Raw genomic sequence first — 21,380 nt, forward strand, 5'->3', positions numbered from 1 at the left:
TGCCTGCCGAATGGTCCGCGGGTGCGTGGACGAATCGAGCAGTGGGCAGGCCGGACGCCGGTCGCGGTCGCGGCCGGATTGACGCTGGCCTGGCACGTCGTGCTGTTCGCCTTGGCAGAGCTTGTCGGCGGCTTGTCCGTGTCCTGGTTCCCGGATCTGGGTTCCGCGCTGGTCAACGCCGGCACCGCGGCCGGGGTCCTCGTGCTGGCCGCCTGGATGGGTTGGTGGCGCGGTGCCGCTCTGGGCTGGCGGGGCCCTGCTCGCTCATGGTGGTGGTGCCTGCCGATCGTGGCCGTCACCGTGCCCTACGCGGCCCCGGGCATCACCGGTTCGGTCACCGTCCTCACCAGTACCGCCGTGACCATGCTGACCGTCGGCATCGCCGAGGAGTCGCTCAGCCGCGGCGTCAACCAGTATGTGCTCGCCCGTCTCAGCGCCATGCGCGCGGCCGTCTGGGTGGGGGTGCTGTTCGGACTCGGCCACGCCTTGAGCGCCTTGTGGTTCGGGCGTCCCTGGGACGACACGCTCGCCCAGGTGATCAGCACCATCGCGTACGGATTCGGGCTGGCGGCGTTGCGCTGGCATCTCGGCACGATATGGCCGCTGGTCGTGCTGCACGCGTCAGACAACTTCGTGCAGCTCCGCAGCCCGGGGGCAGCGGCGCTGTGGTGGCAGGCGGTGGTCGCTGTGTTCTTCGTCGTGTACGGCTGGTGGCTGATTCGGCGTCTGCCCGAACGGCCGGGCGAGCCGGTGTCGAGCGGGACCGACCCACGGTAGTGGGCGCCACGGCCACGGCTACGGCGTCCTCAACAGCCGCTGTTGCACGGCATTTATTTCGTTGCCCGGTTGCCATTCCTCGCGTATTGTTGTCCACGTCGAACCGCACCGGACAAAGTCGCCGAAGGAGGAGCCCGAGATGCACACGCGACACATGATCGTCACCCCGGCTCCCCGACCGCACGGCATTCCGGCGATCCGTCCCACGGGCCGGTGGCGAGGGTAGGCAGACCAGCCTCCACCTCGGCCGCCCGCCCCGCACAGGGACCCGGGCGGCTTTTTTGTGCGCAATTCTTACCCACCCTTTTTCCGGGTGCGTGCATTCCTTGTTCGGAAACGACCGGCGCGGTGACCGGGCCTGGCTTGGGACCAGGACGTGCGGGGTTCGACTCCCCGGTTTCCGACGGTGCCGATTTCGGCTCCATCCCGTCGCGGCCTGCGTGGTAGAGGCGCCTCGCTGATAACGAGGAGACAGTTGGTTCGACTCCAACCGACGGGACTTCGCCCCGGTAGCTCAGCGGAAAGAGCAGCGGCCTACGAAGCCGCGTGCCGCAGGTTCGAATCCTGCTCGGGGTGCGGTGACCATGGTGTACGGGTTCGTGCACACCAGATTGTGGCTCTGGAGGTCCGGGTTCGACTCCCGGTGGTCACCCTCATACCCTCGTAGCTCAGTTGGACGAGAGCGCCGGCATGCGGGGCCGGAGGTCGCAGGTTCGAACCCTGCCGGGGGTGCGTCAGCCGGCGAGGTACCGGCGCAACGCCGCGACGCGCTGGTGGAGCTTGCGGAAGGCGACGTAGCTGCCGTTGCGGCCCAGGATCTCCGGCTCGACGCGTTGGGTGCCGCCGAGCTCGTCGGGGTAGCCCAGGACGAACTCACCGGCCCGTAGCGGCGGCTCGAGCGGGTTGGAGCCGGGGACGCCGCTGCCCTCGACGGCCGGGTGGCTCACGCCGTCGCGGTAGCCGAACGGCTCGGTCTCGTCGGGCAGCGCGTGACAGTCCTGCCGCCAGATCGCGGCCACGCCGGGCAGCGCGGCCGCGGCCGGGCGGGCCCGGTCGACGGCCGCGTCCCGCCGGTCGCGGTCGGGCGCCACCACCGTCAGCACCACGTGGACGTCGGGCGAGCCCAGCGGCGGCTCCCAGTGCTCGGGTGCGCTGTCGCCGGTGTCGCCGAGCGCCGCCGCCCGGGCCGTCATCCCCTGGCGGAACTCCCACGCGAACGTGTCGAGCGAGCGTTGCGGCAGGCCCAGCGCGCGCAGGCCGTGGTAGGTACCGCGACCGTGACCGATGTGTCGCCCAGCGGGCTGGTCCCGTCCGCCGCCGGCACGACCCCGGCCGCGCGGCGCAGGAGCCGCCGGCCGTCGTCCCGGTCGTCGATGCGGAACAGCAGGTACGTCGCCGCGTACGGAGTGGGGCGGGGCATCAGGACCCCGCGCTGGATGTCGTGCAGTTCCAGGCGCACGGCGGCCGGTTTCATGACCGGCGCGGCGGTTCGGTGACCACGTTGCGCCAGAAGCGGCGCAGGCTGTCGTCGGCGCCGAAGAGCGTGCTGAAGATCGTCGAGTCGGCGACGAGCACGTCCGCGGCCCGCGCGTCGCGGGGCGGCATCCACAGCAGCGAGTTGAACTCGGTGTTGCCCGCCTCGACGAACGGGTGCGGCCGCGAGGTGTCGATGGGCTGGCGTGCCAGCACCCGTACCGTGCCGGGCTCGCTGCCGGTGACGGCGTAGTGCGGCAGGTGCTGGTGGGAAGTTGAAGCCGGTGACCCCGTCAAGCCAGCCCCGCTCGTCGAGGTCCGCGTCGATGGACAGCGGGGCGATGCCGTCACCGTCGCGGACCGAGGGCCGCAGGCCCCACCGGTTCTCCACCGGCACCCCGAGCCCGGCCATGAGGGAGCGGGTGTACCGGCCGAACCGCTGCTGGCGGGGCACCAGCGGGTCCCCGTGATGGTGGTACTCGACGTCGCGGCGGGCCAGATCCTCAGTCGCGCCCACGTCGTGGTGCGGCCCGAGCACGAGCCGCGCCTCCGGCCGGGGTCGGACCACTGCGGGTCCTCGTAGGCGGGCCAGGCGGCGCGGCGGACCTCGGTCATCGTCGAGAACCGGTTGTCCAGCCCGGCGGGGTCCCGGCTCGCCTCGGCCGGATAGCTCCAGGCGACGTAGATGCTGACCCGGCGCCCCACCCCCGCCGGCCGCGGCTGGTGGCGCTGGTTGTAGGTCCGGGCGGTGCTCCACGGTTGCATCGGGCTCTCCGGCGCTACTGCAGCTGGTCGAGCATGGTGGAGAACGCGTCCTTGACCCGCAGCGCGCGCTTGATCTCGTCGGTGCTCACGTACGGGTACTCGCCGTACTCCAGGAAGCTCGGACAATGGTGCTCGCGCACGAACCGCACGAATGCCTCCGGGTTGCTGCGCCAGTCCTCCGGGAAGCCCTCGAGGTTCTCGAACGCGGTGTCGACCCCGGCCTTGCTGAACAACGCGACGGCGTCCTCGGTGTACTTGTCGAAGTCGGTGTCGAAGATGCCCTGGTACAGGAACCGCGTGTCGCCGTCGAACAACACCCAGCGCAGGTAGTGCAGCTTCAGCGGCGCCAGCAGATACGGGTCGGCCTCCAGCGCCGCCGCCAGCGTCTGCCCGTACACGCGCATCGCCTCCGCCCTTCCCGGCTTGAGCGTCGCGATGATCGTGAAGCCGTAGCACGCCGGGGTGCGCGGATACACCGGGCCGTACTTGCCCTGGGGCAGTTGGCTCGGGTCCGCCGGGAGTACCGCGGCCTCGGGCTTGATCTGCATGCCTCGACTGTGCCGCGGGGCCACTCGCCGAGTCGCCACCGCCAGGGATGGCAGTCCTCCGGCCGAGGGGGTGCGTCGGACTGCGCCCTCGGCCCGGCATTCTTTGCCCTCGGCCCGGCATTCTTTGATGGCGAGGCCGGCCTGCTCGGCCCCCGGGTCTTCACGTCTCCTTCGCGCGCCCCGCCACCGCGCCCGGCCCGCGCGGGCCGGATGTCTTACGCGTCCGGACCGCGGCGTCGCGCGTTTGCGCGTTCGTCTCGTGCGGTTCGCGCGTTCGCTCACCCTGCTCGGCCCCCGGGTCTTCGCGTGTCCTTCGCGCGCCCGCCACCGCGCCCGGCTCGCGCGGGCCGGATGTCTTACGCGTCCGGACCGCGGCGTCGCGCGTTTGTGCGTTCGTCTCGGGTGCGTTGCGCGTTCGCTCACCCCTGCTCGGCCCCGGGTCTTCGTGTCTCCTTCGCGCCTCCCACCGCGACCGGCTCGCGCGGGCCGGATGTCTTGCGCGTCCGGACCGCGGCGTCGCGCGTTTGCGCGTTCGTCTCGGGCCGTTCGCGCGTTCGTCGTGGGCGGTTCGCGCGTTTGCGCGTTCGTCTCGGGCGCGTTGCGCGTTCGCTCACCCCCTGCCGTTCGAACCACCACTCCAGCGGGCGATATCCGCATCAGTGATCGCAGCCGGCTGCTCGGCCGGCTGCGTGACCCGGATAGCGTTGCCGAACGGGTCACGGAACGCGCAATCGGTACCGTAGGGCTGAACTTCCACATCCTGCGTAAACTCCACCCCGCGCCCCTTGAGGGTGTCGTAGGCGGCCTGGCAGTCGTCGGTGGTGAGGATCGCCGCGGTGCCGAGCGCACCCTTGGTGAGCAGATCGCGCACCTGAGCCGCCGTCTCCCCGCTCATCGAAGGCGGCCCGGGCACCTCGAGCAGCAACTGCCGCCCCGGGTCGGACGGTAGCGAGATCGTGAGCCACCGCATGAAGCCCATGTCGACGTCCTCGTCGACCTGGAACCCGAGCTTGCCGACGTAGAAGTCGAGCGCCTCGTCCTGATCGAGTACCCGCACGGTCGTGATCGTGATCGCGTTGAACATGCCCCTCACCGTACGGGCGCCGCCGACCCGGGCGCTTCGCCAAACCTGACCAGTCGCACCCGGACCCGCGGTCACCCGACGCCCGGCGGAGCCCGGCAGACCTTACGCTCTGCCTGCGCCGGTCCCGTGTATGGCGGCCGGCGAAGACGTGCCGTGGAAGTTCGTCGCGCGCGCTTCGGGTGTCGAGGTCTTGTTCGCGGGTGTTGCGGGTGTCGAGGTCTTGTTCGCGGGTGTTGCGGGTGTCGAGGTCTTGTTCGCGGGTGTTGCGGGTGTCGAGGTCTTGTTCGCGGGTGTTGCGGGTGGCCACGTCTAGTTCGTGGGCGTTGCGGTCCCGGCCCTTTCTCCGGGGCCGACGGGTCGCAACCAGGCCTTGACGAAGCATACGGGCGCGCGGGCGACGAGTCCCCGATCGCGGTATTGCGAAGGTGCCACGCCCACGATCGCCCGGAACGCGCGGCTGAACGCGCCGAGACTGTCGAACCCGACCCGCAGCCCGACCTCGGTCACGGCGCTGCGCGGGTCGCGCAACAGCGCCATGGCGCGCTCGATCCGCCGCCGCTGCAGATAGTGGTGCGGCGTCTCCCCGAACGTGGCCCGAAACGTGCGGCTGAAGTGCCCCTCGGACATGTGCGCCAGCCGGGCGAGCGCGGGCAGATCGAGCCGGTGCGCATAGTCCCGGTCCATGGCGTCACGTGCACGCAGCAGCCGCCGGTTCTGGTTCTCCGCCGCCGACATCACCACGCCGTCGACCTTAGCGTCCCACTCGCGGGTTGGGGCTTCCCGATAGCGTCCCGCTCGCGGGTTGCGCCTTCCCGATAGCGTTCCACTCGCGGGTTGGAGCTTCCCGATAGCGTCCCGCTCGCGGGTTGGGGCTTCCCGATAGCGTCCCGCTCGCGGGTTGGGCTTTCCGATAGCGTCCAACTCACGCGTTTGGGGCTCCCCGATGAGCGCCGACAGCAATCCGACGGTCGCGATGAGCCCCGCGTGCAATGACCGTTCGTGGCACTCCTGCTCCCCGCATGTCCGAATCGGCGCCCGCATCGCCGCCGACCGCGCACGAACCGCCTCCGCCGAACACAAACGCACACCCATCGGTGATGCAGGCGGACTATCCGCCGGCGGCCGCGTACGAATGCGGGTCCGTCGGCGGTGCCTACGCGAACGCACCCAGCTCTGCGCGAACGCACGACCGGCGACGGTGGCTGCGCGGACGGACGACGCCGTGCGGGTTTATGCGCGCAGGACGCCGTACAGGTTTATGTGCGCAGGGCGGCGTGCAGGTTTATGTGCGCAGGGCGGCCGCGCCGGTTTATGCGCGAAGGGCAGCCGCGCCGGCGAACACCGCACGGGAGCCGAGTTCCTCCTCGATGCGGATCAGGCGGTTGTACTTGGCGGTGCGATCCGAGCGGGAGACGGAGCCGGTCTTGATCTGGCCGCAGCCGGTGGCGACGGCGAGGTCCGCGATCGTGGTGTCCTCGGTCTCGCCGGAGCGGTGGGACATCACGACGCGGTAGCCGGCGCGCCGCGCGGTGTCCACGGTGGACAGTGTCTCGGTGAGCGTGCCGACCTGGTTGACCTTCACGAGGATCGCGTTCGCGCAGCCGGTGTCGATACCGGCCTGCAAACGGGCCGCGTCGGTGCAGAAGACGTCGTCGCCGACGAGTTGGACGGTCGCGCCTGCGCGTTCGGTCAGCGCGCGCCAGCCGGGCAGGTCGTCCTGGGCCATGGGGTCTTCGATGGAGACGATCGGGTACCGCCGCAGCAGGCCGGACAGGTAGGCGATGTGCTCCTCGACGGATCGGCGCACGCCCTCGCCGGCGTAGTCGTACGCGCCGGCCTTGAAGAACTCCGACGCCGCCGGATCGAGGCAGATCGCGATGTCCCGGCCCGGCTCGTAGCCGCTCGCCGCGATCGCCTCCGTCACGAACGTGAGCGCCTCGTCGGCCGTCGTGAACTGGGGTGCGAACCCGCCCTCGTCGCCGACGTTGGTGTTGTGGCCGGCGGCGGCGAGCGCCCGGCGCAGCGTGTGGAAGACCTCCGAGCCCATGCGCACCGCCTCGAAGAACGTCGCGGCGCCGACCGGGGCGATCATGAACTCCTGGAAGTCGAGCGGATTGTGCGCGTGGGCGCCGCCGTTCACGATGTTGATCATAGGGAGGGGGACGCGGGTGGCATCGTCTCCGCCCAGCGACCGGTAGAGCGGCAGGCCGCGCGCGGCGGCCGCGGCACGGGCCGTGGCCAGGGAGATCCCGAGGATGGCGTTGGCGCCGAGGCGGCTTTTGCCGGCGGTACCGTCGCAGGAGATCAGGGCGGCGTCGACTCCGGCCTGGTCCTCGGCGTCGAGGCCCCGCACGGCGGCCGCGAGCGGTCCGGCGGCGTTGGCGACCGCGGCCGCGACTCCCTTGCCGTGGAAGCGTTCCGGGTCGCCGTCGCGCAGCTCGACCGCCTCGGCGGCGCCGGTCGACGCGCCCGAGGGCACAGCGGCGCGGCCGAGCGAGCCGTCGGCGAGGCGGACGTCGACCTCGACGGTCGGGTTGCCGCGGCTGTCGAGGATCTGGCGGGCGGTGATCGCCTCGATGACTGTCATGGGATCGAATCCTGGCAGCTCAGAGCCCCTGTGCGCGACGCGATGACGGTCACCTTGACCCGGACCCTGGGGTGCGGGTTTATCGTCTGGGGCATGCGCGTGGGTGAGCTCGCGCGGCGCTCGGGCACCACGATACGGGCGCTGCGGTACTACGAGTCGTTGGGCCTGGTCGTCCCGCGCCGGACGGCGAACGGGTACCGCGAGTACGACCCCGTCGCCGAACGGCTCGTCGTGCAGATCCGCGAGCTGACGGCGCTCGGCCTGAGCGTGGAGGAGACCAGGCCGTTCGTTGAGAGCCTGGCGGCCGGCGCCGAGGAGTCGGACGTGTGTGCGGCGGCGTTGGCGACGTACCGCAGCGCGATCTCCGGCCTGCAGTCGCGCATCGGGCAGCTGACCGCCCAGCGCGACGCCCTGGAGGCTCGTCTAGCCGTAGTGAACGTCACCGGAAGCCCGGATCTTGCCCTCGCGCCCGGTGACCCCGCCGACCTCGTGGGCCGAGCGCTGCCGAGCGTGTCGGTGTTCGCCACGAACGGCGAGGCTGTCGACTTCGCTGCGCTCGGCCCCGGCCGCACGATTGTGTTCGTCTACCCGCTGACCGGCCGCCCCGGCGTCGACCTGCCCGACGGCCTCCTGGAGATCCCGGGCGCGCGCGGCGGCACCGAGCAGGCGCGCTGGTTCCGCGACCACCACGGCGAGCTGCTGGGCGCGGGGGCGGCGCGCGTGTACGGCTTGTCCGCGCAGTCGCTCACGTACCAGCAGGAGCTCGCGCATCGTCTCCGCCTGCCGTACCCGCTGGTCCCCGACCCGCGCCTGATGCTCGCGACGGCCCTGGGCCTGCCGACGTTCACGGCGGCCGGCATGACCCTGTACCGCCGGCTGACCCTGGTCGTCACCGACGGGCGCGTTGAGCACGTCTTCCACCCGATTCCGGCCCCGTCGACGCACGCGAACGAGGTTCTGCGCTGGCTGAACCGTTCCCGGACCCCGCGCTGACGCTGGCCCCGCCGCTGCCCGTTCGCGCATCGCATTGCACGTTCGCGCACGGCAGCGTTCCGTTTGCGCGTTCGCGCACGGCAGCGTTCCCTTTTCGCGTTCGCGCATCGCGCTGTGCATTCGCGCACCGCGTTGCACGTTCGCGCACGGCAGCGTCCCGTTAAGCGTTCGCGCACCGCGCTGTGCACTCGGGCACCACGCAGCAACCACGTCAATCCCCCTCCGCCCCCGGCCCCCGCCCGCACGTCGGCCGGCCCTGACCCGCATCGGCGGGCGCGGCCATGCCGGTCGTGGTCGCTAGACTGCGCGAATGGTGTCCATCCGAGTCGAAACGACCGTCAACGCGCATCCGGACGTGGTGTGGGACGCGATCGCCGACGTCGGCAACGTGCACCGGCGGCTGCTGCCGGGGCGTGTCGCCGATGCTCGGATCGACGGTGACGAGCGCATTCTGACGATGCCGGACGGCACCGAGGTGCGCGAGCTGATCGTCGCCGTCGACCATGAGCAGCGCCGCATGGCGTACTCGGTGCAGGGGCCCGGACGGATGGTCCTCGCCCACCACCACGCGGCCTTCCAGGTCTTCGGCGACGGCGACCGCGCGCGGCTCGTGTGGACGACCGACGTGCTGCCGCACGACCGCGAGGCGGCCGTGCGGGCGCGAGTCGAGCGCGGCATCGAGGAGATTCGCGCGATGCTGGAGCGCCGGGAGCGCGGGGTGGGCCTGGAGGCGCACGGCCGGAACACGATGGTGGCGCCGCGGCAGTTGAAGGCGACGACGGCGTCAGCAGGTCCGGACGGTGGGGGAGCAGCGCCGGTTTGACCGGCCGGTCAGCCGCGGGGCGGGGGCCCGGGCACTAGGCCTCGAAGGGCACTAGGCCTCGATGACCTTGTGGCCGGGACCCTTCACCGGGATCTTCGTCGGGGCAGCGGCCGGCCTTCCCGCGTCGCGGACGCGCACGCGCAGCAGCCCGTGCTCCACGTCGGCCGAGATCTGCGCCGCGTCGACGCCCTCGGGCAGTTGCAGCGCACGACGGAAGAATCCGTGCCGAGTGTTGCCGCTCACCGTCAGCACCCGCCCGGCCAGCTCGACGTCGAGGTCGGCGGCGGACATCCCCGGCACCTCGACGGTCACCACGAGGTCCCCGCCGTCGAGCGAGGACTCCATGCCCGGCACGAGCGCGTGCCGCATCATGGCGTCGAACTGCTCGTCCATCCGCGCGAGCGCGGCGAACGGATCCCAGCGCATCACACCTCGATCGTAGGACGCCATGATCACGCTCCGCAGCTATTCGGCGAGCTCGGCGGCGGCCGCGTCCGCGCCGAGGCCGATCATCCAGGTCAGCGGTGCGCTGGGGAGGAAGCTCGTCATGAGCTCCTCTCGTCGGCGAGCTCGGCGGCGACGGCGTCCGCGCCGAGGCCGATCATCCAGGTCAGCGGTGCGCTGGGGAGGAAGCTCGTCATGAGCTCCTCTCGTCGGCGAGCTCGGCGGCGACGGCGTCCGCGCCGAGGCCGATCATCCAGGTCAGCGGCGCGCCGGGGTGGAAGCTCGTCATGAGCTCCTCGAGCCGGGCCTTGGCCGGCTCGGTCAAGGCCCGGGCGCCGGCCGCGAGCCGGTGCACGGCCTCGCGGTACATCAGCAGGTAGCGCCGCTGCTCGGCCAGCATCCGCACGTCGCCCGGCCGGCCGTGGCCGGGATGCAGCACGGCCCCGGACAGCTCCGCCTCGAGATTGTCCAGTGTGGACAGCCACGCCCCGGTGTGCCCGTCGGCGGTGTACGGGTGCACCCCATTGAACGCCAGATCCCCGATGAACGCGAGGTCACCCGCGACCAGGTAGGAGTCCGCGTGGCTCTCCGCCGCGCCCGCGGCGCGCACGGTGAACGCGATCCCGCCGGCCTCGACGGTCTCGCCGCCGGTGAGCCGGTGCGACGGGACGCGGGAGGTGACGGGCCAGTCGTCGCCGTACACCGGGGCCCACTGCTCGCGCTTGGGCCCGGCGATCTCGGCGATCGTCGCGGCGACCTGGTGCGTGGCGTAGACGGGCACGTCGTCGCCGGCCACGAACGGCAGGCCGTTGTAGTGATCCGGGTGCGCGTGCGTGACGAACGCGGCGGCGAGCGGCTTGCCCAGCGCCGCGATGCGCGCGGCCAGGGCGCGGGCGTCCGGGACGAGCAGCCCGGCGTCGACGAGCACGACCGCGTCGGCCGACTCGAGCAGGTAGCTGTTCACGAACAGGCCGCGCTCGGCCGCGGTGTACGTGTGGACGGTGCAGGAGTTCATGGCGGGAACGCTAGGCAACCGGCGGCCCGGCGCACAGAAGGCACTTCGTGGTGCCCATCGGTACCATGAGATGCATGGACGTGTTCGCGCCATATGCCGGAACGCTGCTCCTGCCCGACAAGGCCCCCTTCGGCCGCGAGTCCCCGGTCACCCTCGCCGACGGCCGCCCCGTCGCCACGATCCGCTGGCACACCTGGTCGATGCGGGCGCGGTACGAGATCCTCGACCCGGCCGGCGCCACCCTCGCCGCCGGTCATCGCGAGGGCTTCGGCGGGCGCAACTACTACCTGACCGACGCGCACCAGCGGATGCTCTTCCACCTCAGGCTCAGCTTCTGGGGCCCCAACCGCACCGGGACGCTCCGGCTCGCGAACGGCCGCGCCCTCACCACCCGCGGCAACTGGACGTCCCGCCGGTTCAGCATCACCGACGAGCGGAACCGCCCCGTCGCCCAGCTGGTGAACAACAGCCCCATCCTGTCCCTGCGCCCCGACGGGCTGGCCCTCGAGCTGCAGGCGCCGGTGCTGTCCATCGTCCAGGCCATCGGGCTCGCCCAGTCCATGCGCGCGGCGATCGAGGCCCAGCACGCCTCCAGCGCGGCGGCCGCAGCGGGCTGAGCCGCCCGGGGCTCACCGCAGGACGCTGAACCCGCTCAGCCCCTCGGCCGGCTCCTCGTGGGCCTCGACTCCGCTCACGTGCGCGTCCGGCGGGCCCTCGCCGGCCCAGGCGAGCAGCGCCGCGACCGGCTCCTCGCCGCCCTCGAACACCGCCTCGACCCGCCCATCGGGGAGGTTGCGCACCCACCCGGCGACCCCGCGCTCCTGGGCGAGCTGACGGCAGGTCTCGCGGAAGTAGACGCCCTGCACCCGGCCCGAGACCAGCACCCGTTTACGGATCACCTCCCGACCGTACCCGCCGGCGCGCGTCCTGGTCGGCGGTCGGCAGGACCCCGGCGGTCAGCGCAGGGCGGTGAGGTCCAGAGCGCGGAGCCGGTCCGGGCAGGGCGGTGAGGTCCAGAGCGCGGAGCCGGTCCGGGCAGGGCGGTGAGGTCCAGAGCGCGGAGCCGGTCCGGGTCGGCGAGGACGTCACCCGCCGGGGCGCGTCCTGGTCTGCGGTCGGCAGGGTCCCGGCGGTCAGCGCAGGGCGGTGAGGTCCAGAGCGCGCAGCCGGTCCGGGTCGGCGAGGACGTCGACGGCGACGATCCGCCCGCCCGCGACCGTGAACGCCATCACGAACAGCGGGCGGTCCGGGCTCGCGGCCACCACGACGCCCGCCGCGCCGTTGACGAGGGCCGGGTACACGAACGGCGACAGCCGCGACGACGCCAGGGCCTGCGTGGCCACCTGCTCGGGGCCGTGCAGCGTGAACGTGAGCCGCGGCCGGGCCGGGCCGCCGTCGGAGCGCAGGATCACGTCCGGGTCGAGCACCTCGACCAGGGCGGCGAAGTCCCCCTCGCGCGAGGCGGCGAAGAACGCGTCGACGACCGCGCGCTGGCGGCTCACGTCCGGGTCGGGCGCGGTCGGGCGGCCCTGGACCCGGCGCCGGGCGCGGCTGGCGAGCTGCCGGGCGGCGGCCGGCGAGCGCTCGAGCATGGGCGCGATGGCCTCGAACGGCACCGCGAACATGTCGTGCAGCACGAACGCCAGCCGCTCGGCCGGGGTCAGCGTCTCCAGCACCACGAGCAGGGCCAGGCCCACCGAGTCGGCGAGCAGCGCCTCGTGCTCCGGGTCGACGCCGGCCACGGGGCTGACGATCGGGTCGGGCACGTGCACCTCGAGCGGGTCCTCGCGGCGCTGGTTGCGGGCGCGCAGCTGGTTGAGGCACACCCGGGCCACGATGGTGGTGAGCCAGGCGGCGAGGTTGTCCACGCCCGCTGCCCCGGCCCGGTCGACCCGCAGCCAGGCGTCCTGGACGGCGTCGTCGGCCTCCGCAGCCGAGCCCAGCATCCGGAACGCGACCGCCCGCAGCCGGGCCCGGTGCTGCTCGAACTGCCCGCTCAGCCACTCGCGCTCATCCACCGGTGTTCCCCTCCCGAGTCGGATCCTCTCCTTGTCGACCCCTCGGAAGGCGAAGATGTGACGGATTCGGTACCCCAGGAGCTCCCACGCCTCCACCAGCCCCGAGCTGCCGGGCGACCGCCAGCACGATCCCCGTCACGAAGCGGTAGCGGCCCGCGGCGCCGAGCACGTCGACCCGCGCCTCCACCAGCCCCCAGGCCCCGAGCTGCCGGACGACCGCCAGCACGATCCCCGTCCCGAAGCGGTAGCGGCCCACGGCCCCGGGCGCGTCGACCAGCGCCCGCACCACCGCGCTCGACGCCGCCGGAACCGGCAAGTCTCGCGGTGTCACATCCGGGGCGTCGCGCGGGTCGAGAGGGCATGGACACCACACCGATCCTCGTCACCGGCGGCACCGGCACGCTCGGACGCCTGCTCCTGCCGCACCTGCGCGCCGCGGGCCGCCCGGTCCGGGTGCTCGCCCGGCGGCGCCCGGACCGGCCGCTCGACGGCGTCGAGTACGTCGAGGGCGACCTGACGACCGGCGAGCACGTCGAGCGGGCCGCCGGCGACGCGGCCGTCGTCGTGCACTGCGCCGGCTCGGCCAAGGGCGACGACGTCAAGGCCGCGAACCTCCTGCGCGCGGCGACGAGCGCGAAGCACGTCGTCTACATCTCGGTCGTCGGGGCCGATCGCGTCCCGGTGACGAGCGCCGTGGACCGCATCGCGTTCGGCTACTTCGGGGCCAAGCGCGCCGCCGAGGTCCTCGTCGCCGGCTCCGGCATCCCGTGGACGACCCTGCGGGCGAGCCAGTTCCACGAGCTGACCCTCGCCACGGTCCGGCAGCTGGCCGGGCTGCCGGTCGTCCCGGTCCCGGCCGGCGTGCGGTTCCAGCCGGTCGACGGGGCCGAGGTCGCGGCCCGGCTCGCGGACCTGGCGCTCGGCGACCCGGCCGGGCTCGTGCCGGACCTGGCCGGCCCGCGCGCCTACGGCTTCGACGAGCTCGTCCGCTCCTACCTGCGCGCGGCCGGCCGCCGGCGCCCGGTCGTGCGGATGCCCATGGGCGGCGGCGCCTACCGCGCGATCCGGGCCGGAGCCAACCTGGCCCCGGACCGCGCGGTGGGCCGCCGCACGTGGGAGGAGTTCCTAGCCGCGAACCTGTGACGCGGGCTGGCCCGCCATGCGGTCGACGAGGATCGCGAACGTCAAGAAGTTCGGGATGTCGCGGATCTTCCGGCCGCCGGGCCGGCGCTGGTCCCCCGTGGATGAAGCCGGGTCAGGCGTCTTCGTAGAGCGCTGCGTACCGCTCGTAGAGCACGTCGGCGTGCTCGCCGAGCCGGTGCCGCGAGATGATGTCATGCGCCAGCCCGAATTGGGAAGGCAGAGTATCGAGCGTCAGCGACGCCCCGGCCGCGCGCGCGAGCCGCTCGGGCAGACCGAACGCCAGCTCGCCGTCGACCGTCGTGTCGCCGGGGGCGAGCACGGCCGCGACCCGGTCCGGTCCGTTCGCGGGGAAGGCGCGGGGCAGGGCGGACGCGATGCGCAGGTACTGGGCGACGGCGCGGTAGGAGTACCCCCGCGAACTGCGCCGATCCGGCAGCAGCCGGCGGCCGTAGAGCACCCGCATGGCGACCCGGGCGGCGGGCGGCACCTGCGAAGCGTGCGGGGCGTAGAGCGGGGCCAGCACCACGAGCCGCCGCACGATGTCCGGGCGGCGCGCGGCCAGCCAGGTGGCGAGCACCCCGCCGCCGGAGACGCCGAGCACGCCGGTCTCGCCGCCGAGCGCGGCGGCGGTGTCGAGGGCCTCGGTGGCGTACGCGCGCAGCTCCGCGGCCGTGACGGTGGCGTGGGCGCCGGGGTCGACGAGGCCGTGGCCGGGGGCGCGCGGGGCGACGACGTTGTAGCCGCGGGCGAAGAACAGCGCCGCGAGCGGGTCGAGCTGGGCGGGGGAGTGGGTGTACCCGTGCAGCAGCAGCACCGAGCGCGCCCGGCGGCGGCCGTGGGACAGGACGCGGGTGTCGTGGCCGTCCGCGATCACTTCATGTCCCCGGGCAGCTGCAGCCGGTAGCCGATCCCGGGCTCGGTCACGAAGTAGCGCGGGCGCGACGGGTCCGGCTCCAGCTTCCGGCGCAGGTTCGCGAAGTGCACCCGCAGATAGTTGGTCTCGGTCTCGTACCGCGGCCCCCACACCTCGCGCAGGAGCCGCTTGTGCTCGACGAGCTTGCCCTCATGCCGGGCCAGCACCTCGACCAGGTGCCACTCGGTCGGCGTGAGCCGGATGACCGCGCCGTCCGGCCCGGTCGCCTGCTTCGCCGACAGGTCCAGCCGGAACGCCGGGGTCCGCAGCACGGGGGCGGCCGGCGCCGGCGCGGCCCGGCGCAGGGCCGCGCGCATGCGCGCCAGGAGCTCGTCCATCCCGAACGGCTTGGTCACGTAGTCGTCGGCGCCCGCGTCCAGGGCCGCGACCTTGGTGGCGCCGGTGTGCCGGGCGGAGAGCACGATGATGGGCACGTCGCTGTACCCCCGGATGCCCGCCACCACGTCGAGCCCGTCGAGATCGGGCAGGCCGAGGTCGACGATCACGAGGTCGGGCGGGTGGTCCGCGGCGGCCGCGAGCCCCGCGGCCCCGGTGCCGGCGGTGTGCACCCGGTAGCCGCGCGCGGCGAAGTTGAGCCGCAGCGCGCGCAGCAGCGGCTCGTCGTCGTCGATGATGAGCACCGCGCTCATGCCCGCGGCACCTCCACCGTCATCGTCAGGCCGCCGCCGGGCGTCTCCGACGGCGTGACCGTGCCGCCCATCGCCTCGGTGAACCCGCGCACGATGGCCAGCCCGAGCCCGAGCCCGGCCCCGCCGCGGTCCCCGAGCCGCTGGAACGGCTCGAACAGCGCGGCCCGCTCGGCCGCGGGCACCCCCGGCCCGTCGTCGGCGACGATGAGCCGGACCCGCGCCCCGTCCGCCGCGCCGGTGACGGTCACGTGCGGCGCGGCCGCGAGCGAGTTCGCGACGAGATTGGACAGCACGGTGGTCAGCAGGCCCGGGTCGGCCAGCGCGAGCAGGTCCTCGGGCAGGTCCACCGCCACCCGGTCGCGCGTGTGCTCGGGATCGGGCAGGTGCAGTACCACCTCCGCCGCCACCGCGTCGAGGGCGGTCGGCTCCGGGGCCGCCGACAGCACCCCGGCCCGCAGCCGGCTCAGCGAGAGCAGGTTCTCGACCAGCGCCGTCATCCGGTCCGTCGCGTGCTCGACGGTGGCCAGCAGCTCGGCCCGGTCGGCGTCGGTGAACGCCAGGTCCGGGCTGCGCAGGCTCGACGCGGCGGCCTTGATCCCGGCCAGCGGGGTGCGCAGGTCGTGGCTGACCGCGTCGAGCAGGGCCGTGCGCAGCCGGTCGACCTCGGCCAGCTCCCGGGCCCGCCCGACCGCGGCCCGCTGGCGCCGCACGACGTCCATGGCCACCGCGACCGCCGCCGCGACGAGGACGTAGACCAGCAGCGTGATCGCGTTGTCGGCGCTCGCGACGCTCAGCGTGTGCAGCGGCGGCACGAAGAGGAAGTTCAGCAGCAGGTCCGCGGCCACGGCGGCGCCGAGCGCCGGCCAGAGCCCGCCCGCCGCGGCCGCCCCGGCCACCGGCACCAGGTAGAGCAGCGTGACCGAGGCCAGCGACAGGTGCCCGCGCAGCGGCTCCAGGATCGCGGTCGCCGCGGCCAGCCCGGCGGCCGCGACCACGATGCCCCGCGTCCGGCCGCTGCTCATCCCACCATCCTGACAGTGTCCGGGTCGGCCATTCGGAGGTGGGGCTCCGGCCTGCGCAGGTGCAACAATGCCCGCCGTGATGTCTGATCGCCGCCTCGGCCGGCGCGCCGTGCTCGGGGCCGGCTTCGCCGCGTCCGTCGCCGCACTCGGCGCCTGCGGGGACGACCCGGCCCGGCCCGGCGGGGCCGACCCGTCCGCCTCGGCCTCCGGGGCCGCGGCCGACGCCGTGCCGGCCGACCTCGCCGCCGCGGACGGGGTGGCCGGGCTGTCGGCGTCGGGCTCGGCGAGCGCGGCGCCGGCCGGGCAGGTGCTCTCGGCGCCGTACAGCGGCAAGCTCGTCGACGTCCTGAAGCGGTACCTCGTGCCGACGTCGGACAACCCGAAGCACCCCGGCTACGCGGGCGCCGTCGTGCTCGTCAACGTCGGCGGGAAGGTGACCACGCACGCCGCGGTCGGCGACGCGCTGCGCTACGGCGCCGGGCCGGTCGAGCTGCCGGCGAAGTCCCGCGTGGCGATGCGCCCCGACTCCGTCTTCGACGTGGCGTCGGTGACGAAGGTCTACACCACGATCCTCGCCCTGCAGCAGGTCGACCGGGGCAAGCTCGACCTGGCCGCGCCCGTCGCGCAGTACCTGCCCGCGTTCGACGGCCCCGGCAAGTCCGCGGTCACCGTGCAGATGCTGCTGACCCACACCAGCGGCCTGCCGGTCGGCCCGTCGATCCCGGAGACGTCGAAGAAGCCGGACGTCGCGGCGCGCTGGGAGTACATCGTCTCGACGCCGCTCGCCGACGGGGTCGCGCCCGGGACGCTGTTCCGCTACACGAGCCTTGGCCTGCTGCTCACCCAGCAGATCCTCGAGAAGCTCACCGGCAAGCCGCTCGACCAGCAGGTGAAGAACGAGATCACCGGCCCGCTGGGGCTGCGCGACACCGGCTTCAAGCCGAAGAATTGGCTCAGCGCCGCCGACCAGGCCAACCGCCTCGCCGCCACCGACGCCCGGTCCTCCCGCGGCCTGCTGCGCGGCACCGTGCACGACGACATCTGCAACGTCCTCGGCGGCGTGGCCGGCTCGGCGGGCATCTTCACCACGGCGGCCGACCTGTCGGTGCTGGGGCTCATGTTCCTCGGCGGCGGGCAGGTCAACGGCAAGCGCATCCTGTCCGAGGCGACGGTGCGCAACATGCTCACCAACAAGAACTCGGGCCTGCCGGCCACCGACGTCGACCGGCCGAACCGCACCTCGACGCACGGGATCGGGCTCGAGCTCGACCAGTCGTGGTTCATGGGGCGGCTGGCGGGGTCGGGGGCGTACGGTCACACCGGCTTCACGGGCTGTGAGATCGTCGTCGAGCCGAGGCGCAAGCTCGTCCTGGTGCTGCTGACGAACCGGGCCCACCCGAACTGGAGCTGGGCCAACCCCGACCCGACCCGCGTGGCCGTCGCCAACATCCTGGCCGACGCGGTCTAGCCGGACCCGGGCCGGTCCACGGGGTCACGCGGGTGCGCCACCGCCACTGATGCGGGCCACGGCGGCGGCGCACGCGTCGAGCCACAGATCGTCGTCGTGGCCCCAGGTGTCGTGGTTGAACGGCCGCCGGTCGGGCGCGGCCGGCGCCGCCACGAGGACCGGCAGGGCCTCGGCCGCGGCGGGGCCGATCTCGGCCAGGCAGCGGACCGCCTCCAGGCCGCGCGGGCTGTGCGTGGCGTGCCGCAGCAGCACGGGGACGACCGGGGCCGGGTCGCCGGTGGCGTGCCAGTAGGCGACCGCGGCCCGCATCGACTGCCACTCGTCCTCGTCGTCGAACAGCGCGCGCAGGTCCGGGGCCAGGCCGGCGGCGGCCCGGCCCGCGGCCGGGAGGGCGAACAGGGCCTCGGTGCGCTGCCAGGCGCGCGGCCCGGCGAGGGCCGCCGCGGCCTCGGCGAGCAGCGGGGCCGGATCGCCGGTGATCCGGGCCAGGGCGGCCGCGGCCGGGAGGCGGATGGTCAGCTCGGCGTGCCCGAGCAGGGCGGTCAGCTCCGGTACCGCCGCCGCGGCGGCCGGGCCCAGCGCGCCGAGCGCCTCGACGGCGGCGGTGGAGGGGTCCTCCTCGCCGAGGCAGCCCCGCAGCACCGGCACGAGGGGCGCGGCCGGGGCGGGGGCCGGGTGCAGGCGCGCGGCCGTCGCGATCAGCAGGTCCCGCTCGAAGCCGGGCCGGGCCCGGGCGATCGCGGGCAGCAGGGCGGCGCGCGTCGCGGTGGCCCAGGCGCCGAGGCGGGGCAGGGCCGGCTGCAGCGGCCTGAGGTCGAACACGAGCGACGGCACCGGCCGGGCCGCGTCGGCCATCTGCTCGCGCAGCGCCCGGTTCCGGCCCACCGCCGGGTCCCGCTTGTTGGCCGCGGCGATGAACGCGCTGAGCCGTTCGTGGCCCGTCAGCGCCGCCGGCGGGGGAGCGGCCGGGGCGGCCAGGACGCGGGCGATGTAGGCGTCGGCGCGCGGGTCCCGCAGGGCGGCGAGGGCCGTCAGGGCCCGCGCGGCGGTCGCGTCCAGGCCCGGGCGGCGATCGAGCACCGCCCACAGCGCGTCGGCGCCGGCCGCGGCGCGGCCGGCGGCGGCCAGGTGGGACGCGGCCCAGAACCGGACGGCGGGGTCCGGGTCGTCCAGGCGCGCGGCCAGGAGCGGGGCCAGCGCCGCGGCCGCGGCGCGCCAGGTGCGCATGGGGTCCTCGGCGGCGTACGCCGCGCCCGCGCGCACCATCGGGTCCGGGTGCGCCAGCCAGGCGGACAGGACGCGCACCTGGGTGGGCCAGTCCCGCTCGGCCGCGCTCAGCACCCACGCCAGCGGGTCGTCGCTGTCCCACGGCAGCCGCCCCACCGCGCGCAGGACCGCCGGGCCGTCGGCGGCGAGGATTCCGGCCGGGCCGGGGTCGCCCGCCAGGATGTGCGCCATGGCGGCGACGACCCGCGGCAGCGGCTCGGGATCGGCCAGGGCGCGCGGGTCGAGCACGCCGCGGGCGCGCAGGGCCAGGATCGCCGAGGCGCGCACGACCGGGCTCGGGTCGGCCGCGGCCCGCTCGCGCAGCGCGGCCGTGTCGGCGCCGTCCGTGTCGGCGTGCGCGGAGTCGGCGTGCGCGGAGTCGGCGTGCGCGGAGTCGGCGTGCGTGGAGTCGGCGTGGACAGTGCCGAGGGCGGCGAGGGTGTAGGCGGCCGCCGCGCGGGTGTCCTCGGACGGCGCGGCGCGCAGCAGGCGCACGTAGACCGGGCGGCCCACGGTGACCGCGGACCGGGCGGCCGCGACCCATGCCAGCTCCGCGGCGAGCTCCTCGTCGGCCTCGCCGGCTCCCCGCGGGTGCTCGTGCACCGCCAGGTACGACGAGCCCTCCGCGATCGAGGCCAGCAGGCGCAGCACGCCGGCGGCGTCGGCGCCCGGCGCGTCCAGGACCTCGATGAGGAACGGCACGGCCGGGGCGGTCGCCTCGTAGACGGTGCCCTGGTGCCAGATGTTGCCGCAGAGGGCGTGCAGCGCCTCCTCGTCACCGGTGGCCAGGCGGCGCAACAGGTCGGGAACGTCGTCGGCCTCGCCGTAGGCGTGGGTCAGCTCCGGCCACGCCACCGCATCCAGTTCCGTCAACATGCCCGGCACGGTACCGGGTGCGTCGTGGCCGTTTTCGCGCGACATGCGGGCCATCGCGGCAGCGCGGATCCGGATAGCAAGGTCCTGCTCCGCCCGGGCGGCCGGCGTCGATCCGGCGGTACCGCGGGCCGGGCGCGATCAGCACGCGCCGCTGCCGAGCGCTCGCAGTCCCGCCTCCCACCGCGCGCGGCGCTCCGCCGGCGTCTGCTCCCACCACGGCGTTCCCCGCTCGCCGAGCGCCACCTTCGCCGCCTGCACCCGGGCCCGGGCCGGCGCCGGGTCCTGCCCCGAGCGCAGCGCCCGGCCGACGTCGCGCCGCGCGGCCATGAGGGCCCGGCGCAGCGCCGCGGCCACGTCCTCGGGCACGGCCGGGTCGGTGGCGCGCCACCGCCGGCCGGAGATCACGACGTAGTGGCCGTCCCCGGTGTGCTCCATCGCTACCTCGCCATGAGCGCCAGCTGGATCGCCAGGCGCTCGTCCGGGTCGTCGAGCCGGTCGCCGAACAGCTCGCGGAGGCGGCGCAGGCGGTACCGGACGGTCTGCGGATGCGTGTGCAGCTCCCGCGCGGCCGGGACCACCTGGCCCTGGCCGCGCAGCCAGGCGTGCAGGGTCTCGGTCAGCGGGCGGCGGGCGGCCGGGGTCAGCGCCGCCAGCGGGGCCAGCGCGCGCGCGGCGAGGCGGTCGGCGACCCCCGGCTCCCAGCCCAGCAGCAGCGGCACCAGGTGCTCGTCGCAGGCCAGGACGCCCTCGGGCAGCCGGGCCGCCTGCTGCAGTTCGAGGGCCTTGCGCGAGATGCGGTACGACTGGCGCGCCTCCCGCACCGGCACCGCCGGCCCGATCGCCGCCCGCCGCCCGGCCAGGGAGCGCTCCAGCGCGTGCGGCGAGGGGGCCAGCAGCCGCGTCGCGCCGTCGATGACGGTCGCGATCGCGCCGCCGCCCACGGCCCTGGCCAGGTGCTCGGCGTCGGTGCCCTCGACGCTGACGGCGCACACGGACGCGGGCAGCGGCCAGTTCGCCGCCTCCGCGGCGGCCAGGAGGGCCGCCTCGGCCGGCGGGTCGGGCTGCACGAGCAGCGTGATGAGCCGGCGCCGCAGCCGCGCCCAGTCCCGCGCCGCGTCGCGCTGCTCGTCCAGGTAGCCCTCCGCGGCCGCGCCGGCCAGGGCGTCGACGTAGCCGAACAGGGCGGCGGCGGTGGCGTACAGCTGCGGCGGTTCCAGCGGCCCCGGGCGCCGCACGAGCGTGGCCCAGAACGTCTGCGCGCCGAGCGTGAGGATCGAACGCAGCGCGTCGACGCGGTGGCCCTCGCGGTATTCGGTCCGGCCGAGCTCGGCGAACAGCGACAGGGTCGGGGCGAGGTCGGCGCCCGAGATGAAGGTGGCCACGGCGGTCTCGACGCCCAGCGTGAGCCCGTGGCCCTGGCCGCCGGTGAGCGAGCGGCCCTGCTCGCGCATCGCGGCGCGGACCGCGGCCAGCACCGCCTTTGTCACCGGGGTGACAAACTCCGGCGGAAAATGT

The 21,380-nt window shown here is 74.3% G+C and carries 23 protein-coding genes and 5 tRNA genes; 12 read left to right on the forward strand and 16 right to left on the reverse strand.

What is annotated here, in order from left to right; all coding sequences use genetic code 11:
• Positions 1–21: 21 nt before the first annotated feature.
• The 6 genes from ACQP1P_RS14385 (at position 22) to ACQP1P_RS14410 (ending at position 1,509) form a co-directional block, all read left to right on the forward strand.
• Positions 22–777, forward strand: a complete 756-nt coding sequence (locus tag ACQP1P_RS14385) for a lysostaphin resistance A-like protein (protein ID WP_433086883.1) — start codon at positions 22–24, stop codon at positions 775–777.
• A 331-nt stretch (positions 778–1,108) separates the two neighbouring features.
• Positions 1,109–1,181, forward strand: a tRNA-Pro gene (locus ACQP1P_RS14390).
• 21 nt (positions 1,182–1,202) lie between these two features.
• Positions 1,203–1,276, forward strand: a tRNA-Ile gene (locus tag ACQP1P_RS14395).
• A gap of 4 nt (positions 1,277–1,280) precedes the next feature.
• Positions 1,281–1,353 (forward strand) — tRNA-Arg (locus ACQP1P_RS14400).
• A gap of 2 nt (positions 1,354–1,355) precedes the next feature.
• Positions 1,356–1,429 (forward strand) — tRNA-His (locus tag ACQP1P_RS14405).
• A gap of 5 nt (positions 1,430–1,434) precedes the next feature.
• Positions 1,435–1,509: transfer RNA gene (locus ACQP1P_RS14410), tRNA-Arg, on the forward strand.
• A 2-nt stretch (positions 1,510–1,511) separates the two neighbouring features.
• On the opposite strand, the gene ACQP1P_RS14415 is transcribed toward ACQP1P_RS14410, so the two are convergent.
• The 4 genes from ACQP1P_RS14415 to ACQP1P_RS14430 all read right to left on the reverse strand — a co-directional run bounded on the left by ACQP1P_RS14415 (position 1,512) and on the right by ACQP1P_RS14430 (position 4,647).
• Positions 1,512–1,970: a hypothetical protein gene (locus ACQP1P_RS14415; protein ID WP_433086885.1), complete on the reverse strand. Its 459-nt coding sequence runs from the start codon at positions 1,968–1,970 to the stop codon at positions 1,512–1,514.
• A gap of 277 nt (positions 1,971–2,247) precedes the next feature.
• Positions 2,248–2,547 carry a hypothetical protein gene (locus ACQP1P_RS14420; protein WP_433086887.1) on the reverse strand — a complete coding sequence of 100 codons (300 nt, stop codon included), beginning with the start codon at positions 2,545–2,547 and terminating at the stop codon, positions 2,248–2,250.
• Positions 2,548–3,029: 482 nt separating this feature from the next.
• Complete coding sequence (locus tag ACQP1P_RS14425) at positions 3,030–3,563, reverse strand: hypothetical protein (protein WP_433086889.1); 534 nt, start codon at positions 3,561–3,563, stop codon at positions 3,030–3,032.
• 610 nt (positions 3,564–4,173) lie between these two features.
• On the reverse strand, positions 4,174–4,647 hold the full coding sequence (locus ACQP1P_RS14430) for a VOC family protein (protein ID WP_433086891.1): 474 nt from the start codon (positions 4,645–4,647) through the stop codon (positions 4,174–4,176).
• Positions 4,648–4,777: 130 nt separating this feature from the next.
• On the opposite strand from ACQP1P_RS14430, the gene ACQP1P_RS14435 reads away from it, so the two are divergent.
• On the forward strand, positions 4,778–4,960 hold the full coding sequence (locus ACQP1P_RS14435; RefSeq protein ID WP_433086893.1) for a hypothetical protein: 183 nt from the start codon (positions 4,778–4,780) through the stop codon (positions 4,958–4,960).
• Here the strand turns inward: ACQP1P_RS14435 and ACQP1P_RS14440 are convergent.
• Together ACQP1P_RS14440 and eno are read right to left on the reverse strand one after the other, a co-directional pair.
• Entirely contained in the window at positions 4,957–5,382 is a 426-nt protein-coding gene (locus tag ACQP1P_RS14440; RefSeq protein ID WP_433086895.1) for a helix-turn-helix transcriptional regulator, read from the reverse strand. The two genes, ACQP1P_RS14435 and ACQP1P_RS14440, sit on opposite strands and share 4 nt — an antisense overlap.
• Positions 5,383–5,956: 574 nt before the next feature.
• Entirely contained in the window at positions 5,957–7,234 is a 1,278-nt protein-coding gene (gene eno, locus ACQP1P_RS14445) for a phosphopyruvate hydratase (protein WP_433086897.1), read from the reverse strand.
• Positions 7,235–7,327: 93 nt separating this feature from the next.
• Here eno and ACQP1P_RS14450 point away from each other — a divergent pair, with 93 nt between their 5' ends.
• A complete protein-coding gene (locus ACQP1P_RS14450) occupies positions 7,328–8,227 on the forward strand; it encodes a MerR family transcriptional regulator (protein ID WP_433086899.1) in 900 nt (299 codons plus the stop codon).
• Positions 8,228–8,537: 310 nt separating this feature from the next.
• Entirely contained in the window at positions 8,538–9,050 is a 513-nt protein-coding gene (locus ACQP1P_RS14455) for an SRPBCC family protein (protein ID WP_433086901.1), read from the forward strand.
• A gap of 51 nt (positions 9,051–9,101) precedes the next feature.
• Here ACQP1P_RS14455 and ACQP1P_RS14460 read toward each other — a convergent pair whose 3' ends face one another.
• Together ACQP1P_RS14460 and ACQP1P_RS14465 are read right to left on the reverse strand one after the other, a co-directional pair.
• Positions 9,102–9,476, reverse strand: a complete 375-nt coding sequence (locus tag ACQP1P_RS14460; protein ID WP_433090000.1) for an Hsp20/alpha crystallin family protein — start codon at positions 9,474–9,476, stop codon at positions 9,102–9,104.
• Positions 9,477–9,687: 211 nt separating this feature from the next.
• Entirely contained in the window at positions 9,688–10,509 is an 822-nt protein-coding gene (locus ACQP1P_RS14465) for an MBL fold metallo-hydrolase (RefSeq protein WP_433086903.1), read from the reverse strand.
• Positions 10,510–10,583: 74 nt separating this feature from the next.
• On the opposite strand from ACQP1P_RS14465, the gene ACQP1P_RS14470 reads away from it, so the two are divergent.
• Complete coding sequence (locus tag ACQP1P_RS14470; RefSeq protein WP_433086905.1) at positions 10,584–11,126, forward strand: hypothetical protein; 543 nt, start codon at positions 10,584–10,586, stop codon at positions 11,124–11,126.
• Between the two features lie 12 nt (positions 11,127–11,138).
• On the opposite strand, the gene ACQP1P_RS14475 is transcribed toward ACQP1P_RS14470, so the two are convergent.
• On the reverse strand, positions 11,139–11,408 hold the full coding sequence (locus tag ACQP1P_RS14475; RefSeq protein WP_433086907.1) for an acylphosphatase: 270 nt from the start codon (positions 11,406–11,408) through the stop codon (positions 11,139–11,141).
• Between the two features lie 234 nt (positions 11,409–11,642).
• Positions 11,643–12,527, reverse strand: coding sequence for a sigma-70 family RNA polymerase sigma factor (locus ACQP1P_RS14480; protein WP_433086909.1), 885 nt, complete (start codon positions 12,525–12,527; stop codon positions 11,643–11,645).
• Positions 12,528–12,887: 360 nt separating this feature from the next.
• On the opposite strand from ACQP1P_RS14480, the gene ACQP1P_RS14485 reads away from it, so the two are divergent.
• Positions 12,888–13,670 carry an SDR family oxidoreductase gene (locus ACQP1P_RS14485; RefSeq protein ID WP_433086912.1) on the forward strand — a complete coding sequence of 261 codons (783 nt, stop codon included), beginning with the start codon at positions 12,888–12,890 and terminating at the stop codon, positions 13,668–13,670.
• A gap of 112 nt (positions 13,671–13,782) precedes the next feature.
• On the opposite strand, the gene ACQP1P_RS14490 is transcribed toward ACQP1P_RS14485, so the two are convergent.
• Genes ACQP1P_RS14490 through ACQP1P_RS14500 form a run of 3 tightly spaced genes read right to left on the reverse strand, consistent with a single transcriptional unit; the run spans position 13,783 to position 16,255 of the window.
• Positions 13,783–14,544, reverse strand: coding sequence for an alpha/beta hydrolase (locus ACQP1P_RS14490; protein ID WP_433086914.1), 762 nt, complete (start codon positions 14,542–14,544; stop codon positions 13,783–13,785).
• Positions 14,541–15,233, reverse strand: a complete 693-nt coding sequence (locus tag ACQP1P_RS14495) for a response regulator (RefSeq protein ID WP_433086917.1) — start codon at positions 15,231–15,233, stop codon at positions 14,541–14,543. Before ACQP1P_RS14495 ends, ACQP1P_RS14490 begins: the two co-directional genes overlap by 4 nt.
• Positions 15,230–16,255: a sensor histidine kinase gene (locus ACQP1P_RS14500; protein WP_433086919.1), complete on the reverse strand. Its 1,026-nt coding sequence runs from the start codon at positions 16,253–16,255 to the stop codon at positions 15,230–15,232. The genes ACQP1P_RS14495 and ACQP1P_RS14500 overlap by 4 nt, the downstream gene beginning before the upstream one ends.
• 79 nt (positions 16,256–16,334) lie before the next feature.
• On the opposite strand from ACQP1P_RS14500, the gene ACQP1P_RS14505 reads away from it, so the two are divergent.
• Positions 16,335–17,723, forward strand: coding sequence for a serine hydrolase domain-containing protein (locus tag ACQP1P_RS14505; protein WP_433090002.1), 1,389 nt, complete (start codon positions 16,335–16,337; stop codon positions 17,721–17,723).
• A 24-nt stretch (positions 17,724–17,747) separates the two neighbouring features.
• Here the strand turns inward: ACQP1P_RS14505 and ACQP1P_RS14510 are convergent, their stop codons facing one another.
• The 3 genes from ACQP1P_RS14510 to ACQP1P_RS14520 form a co-directional block, all read right to left on the reverse strand.
• Positions 17,748–19,865 (reverse strand): hypothetical protein, encoded by a 2,118-nt coding sequence (locus ACQP1P_RS14510; RefSeq protein WP_433086921.1) that lies wholly within the window; start codon positions 19,863–19,865, stop codon positions 17,748–17,750.
• Between the two features lie 138 nt (positions 19,866–20,003).
• A complete protein-coding gene (locus ACQP1P_RS14515; protein ID WP_433086923.1) occupies positions 20,004–20,300 on the reverse strand; it encodes a hypothetical protein in 297 nt (98 codons plus the stop codon).
• A gap of 2 nt (positions 20,301–20,302) precedes the next feature.
• On the reverse strand, positions 20,303–21,352 hold the full coding sequence (locus tag ACQP1P_RS14520; RefSeq protein ID WP_433086925.1) for a helix-turn-helix domain-containing protein: 1,050 nt from the start codon (positions 21,350–21,352) through the stop codon (positions 20,303–20,305).
• Positions 21,353–21,380 lie beyond the last annotated feature (28 nt).

Origin of the sequence: Dactylosporangium sp. CA-052675, assembly GCF_050947935.1 — a bacterium.
Classification (GTDB): domain Bacteria; phylum Actinomycetota; class Actinomycetes; order Mycobacteriales; family Micromonosporaceae; genus Dactylosporangium.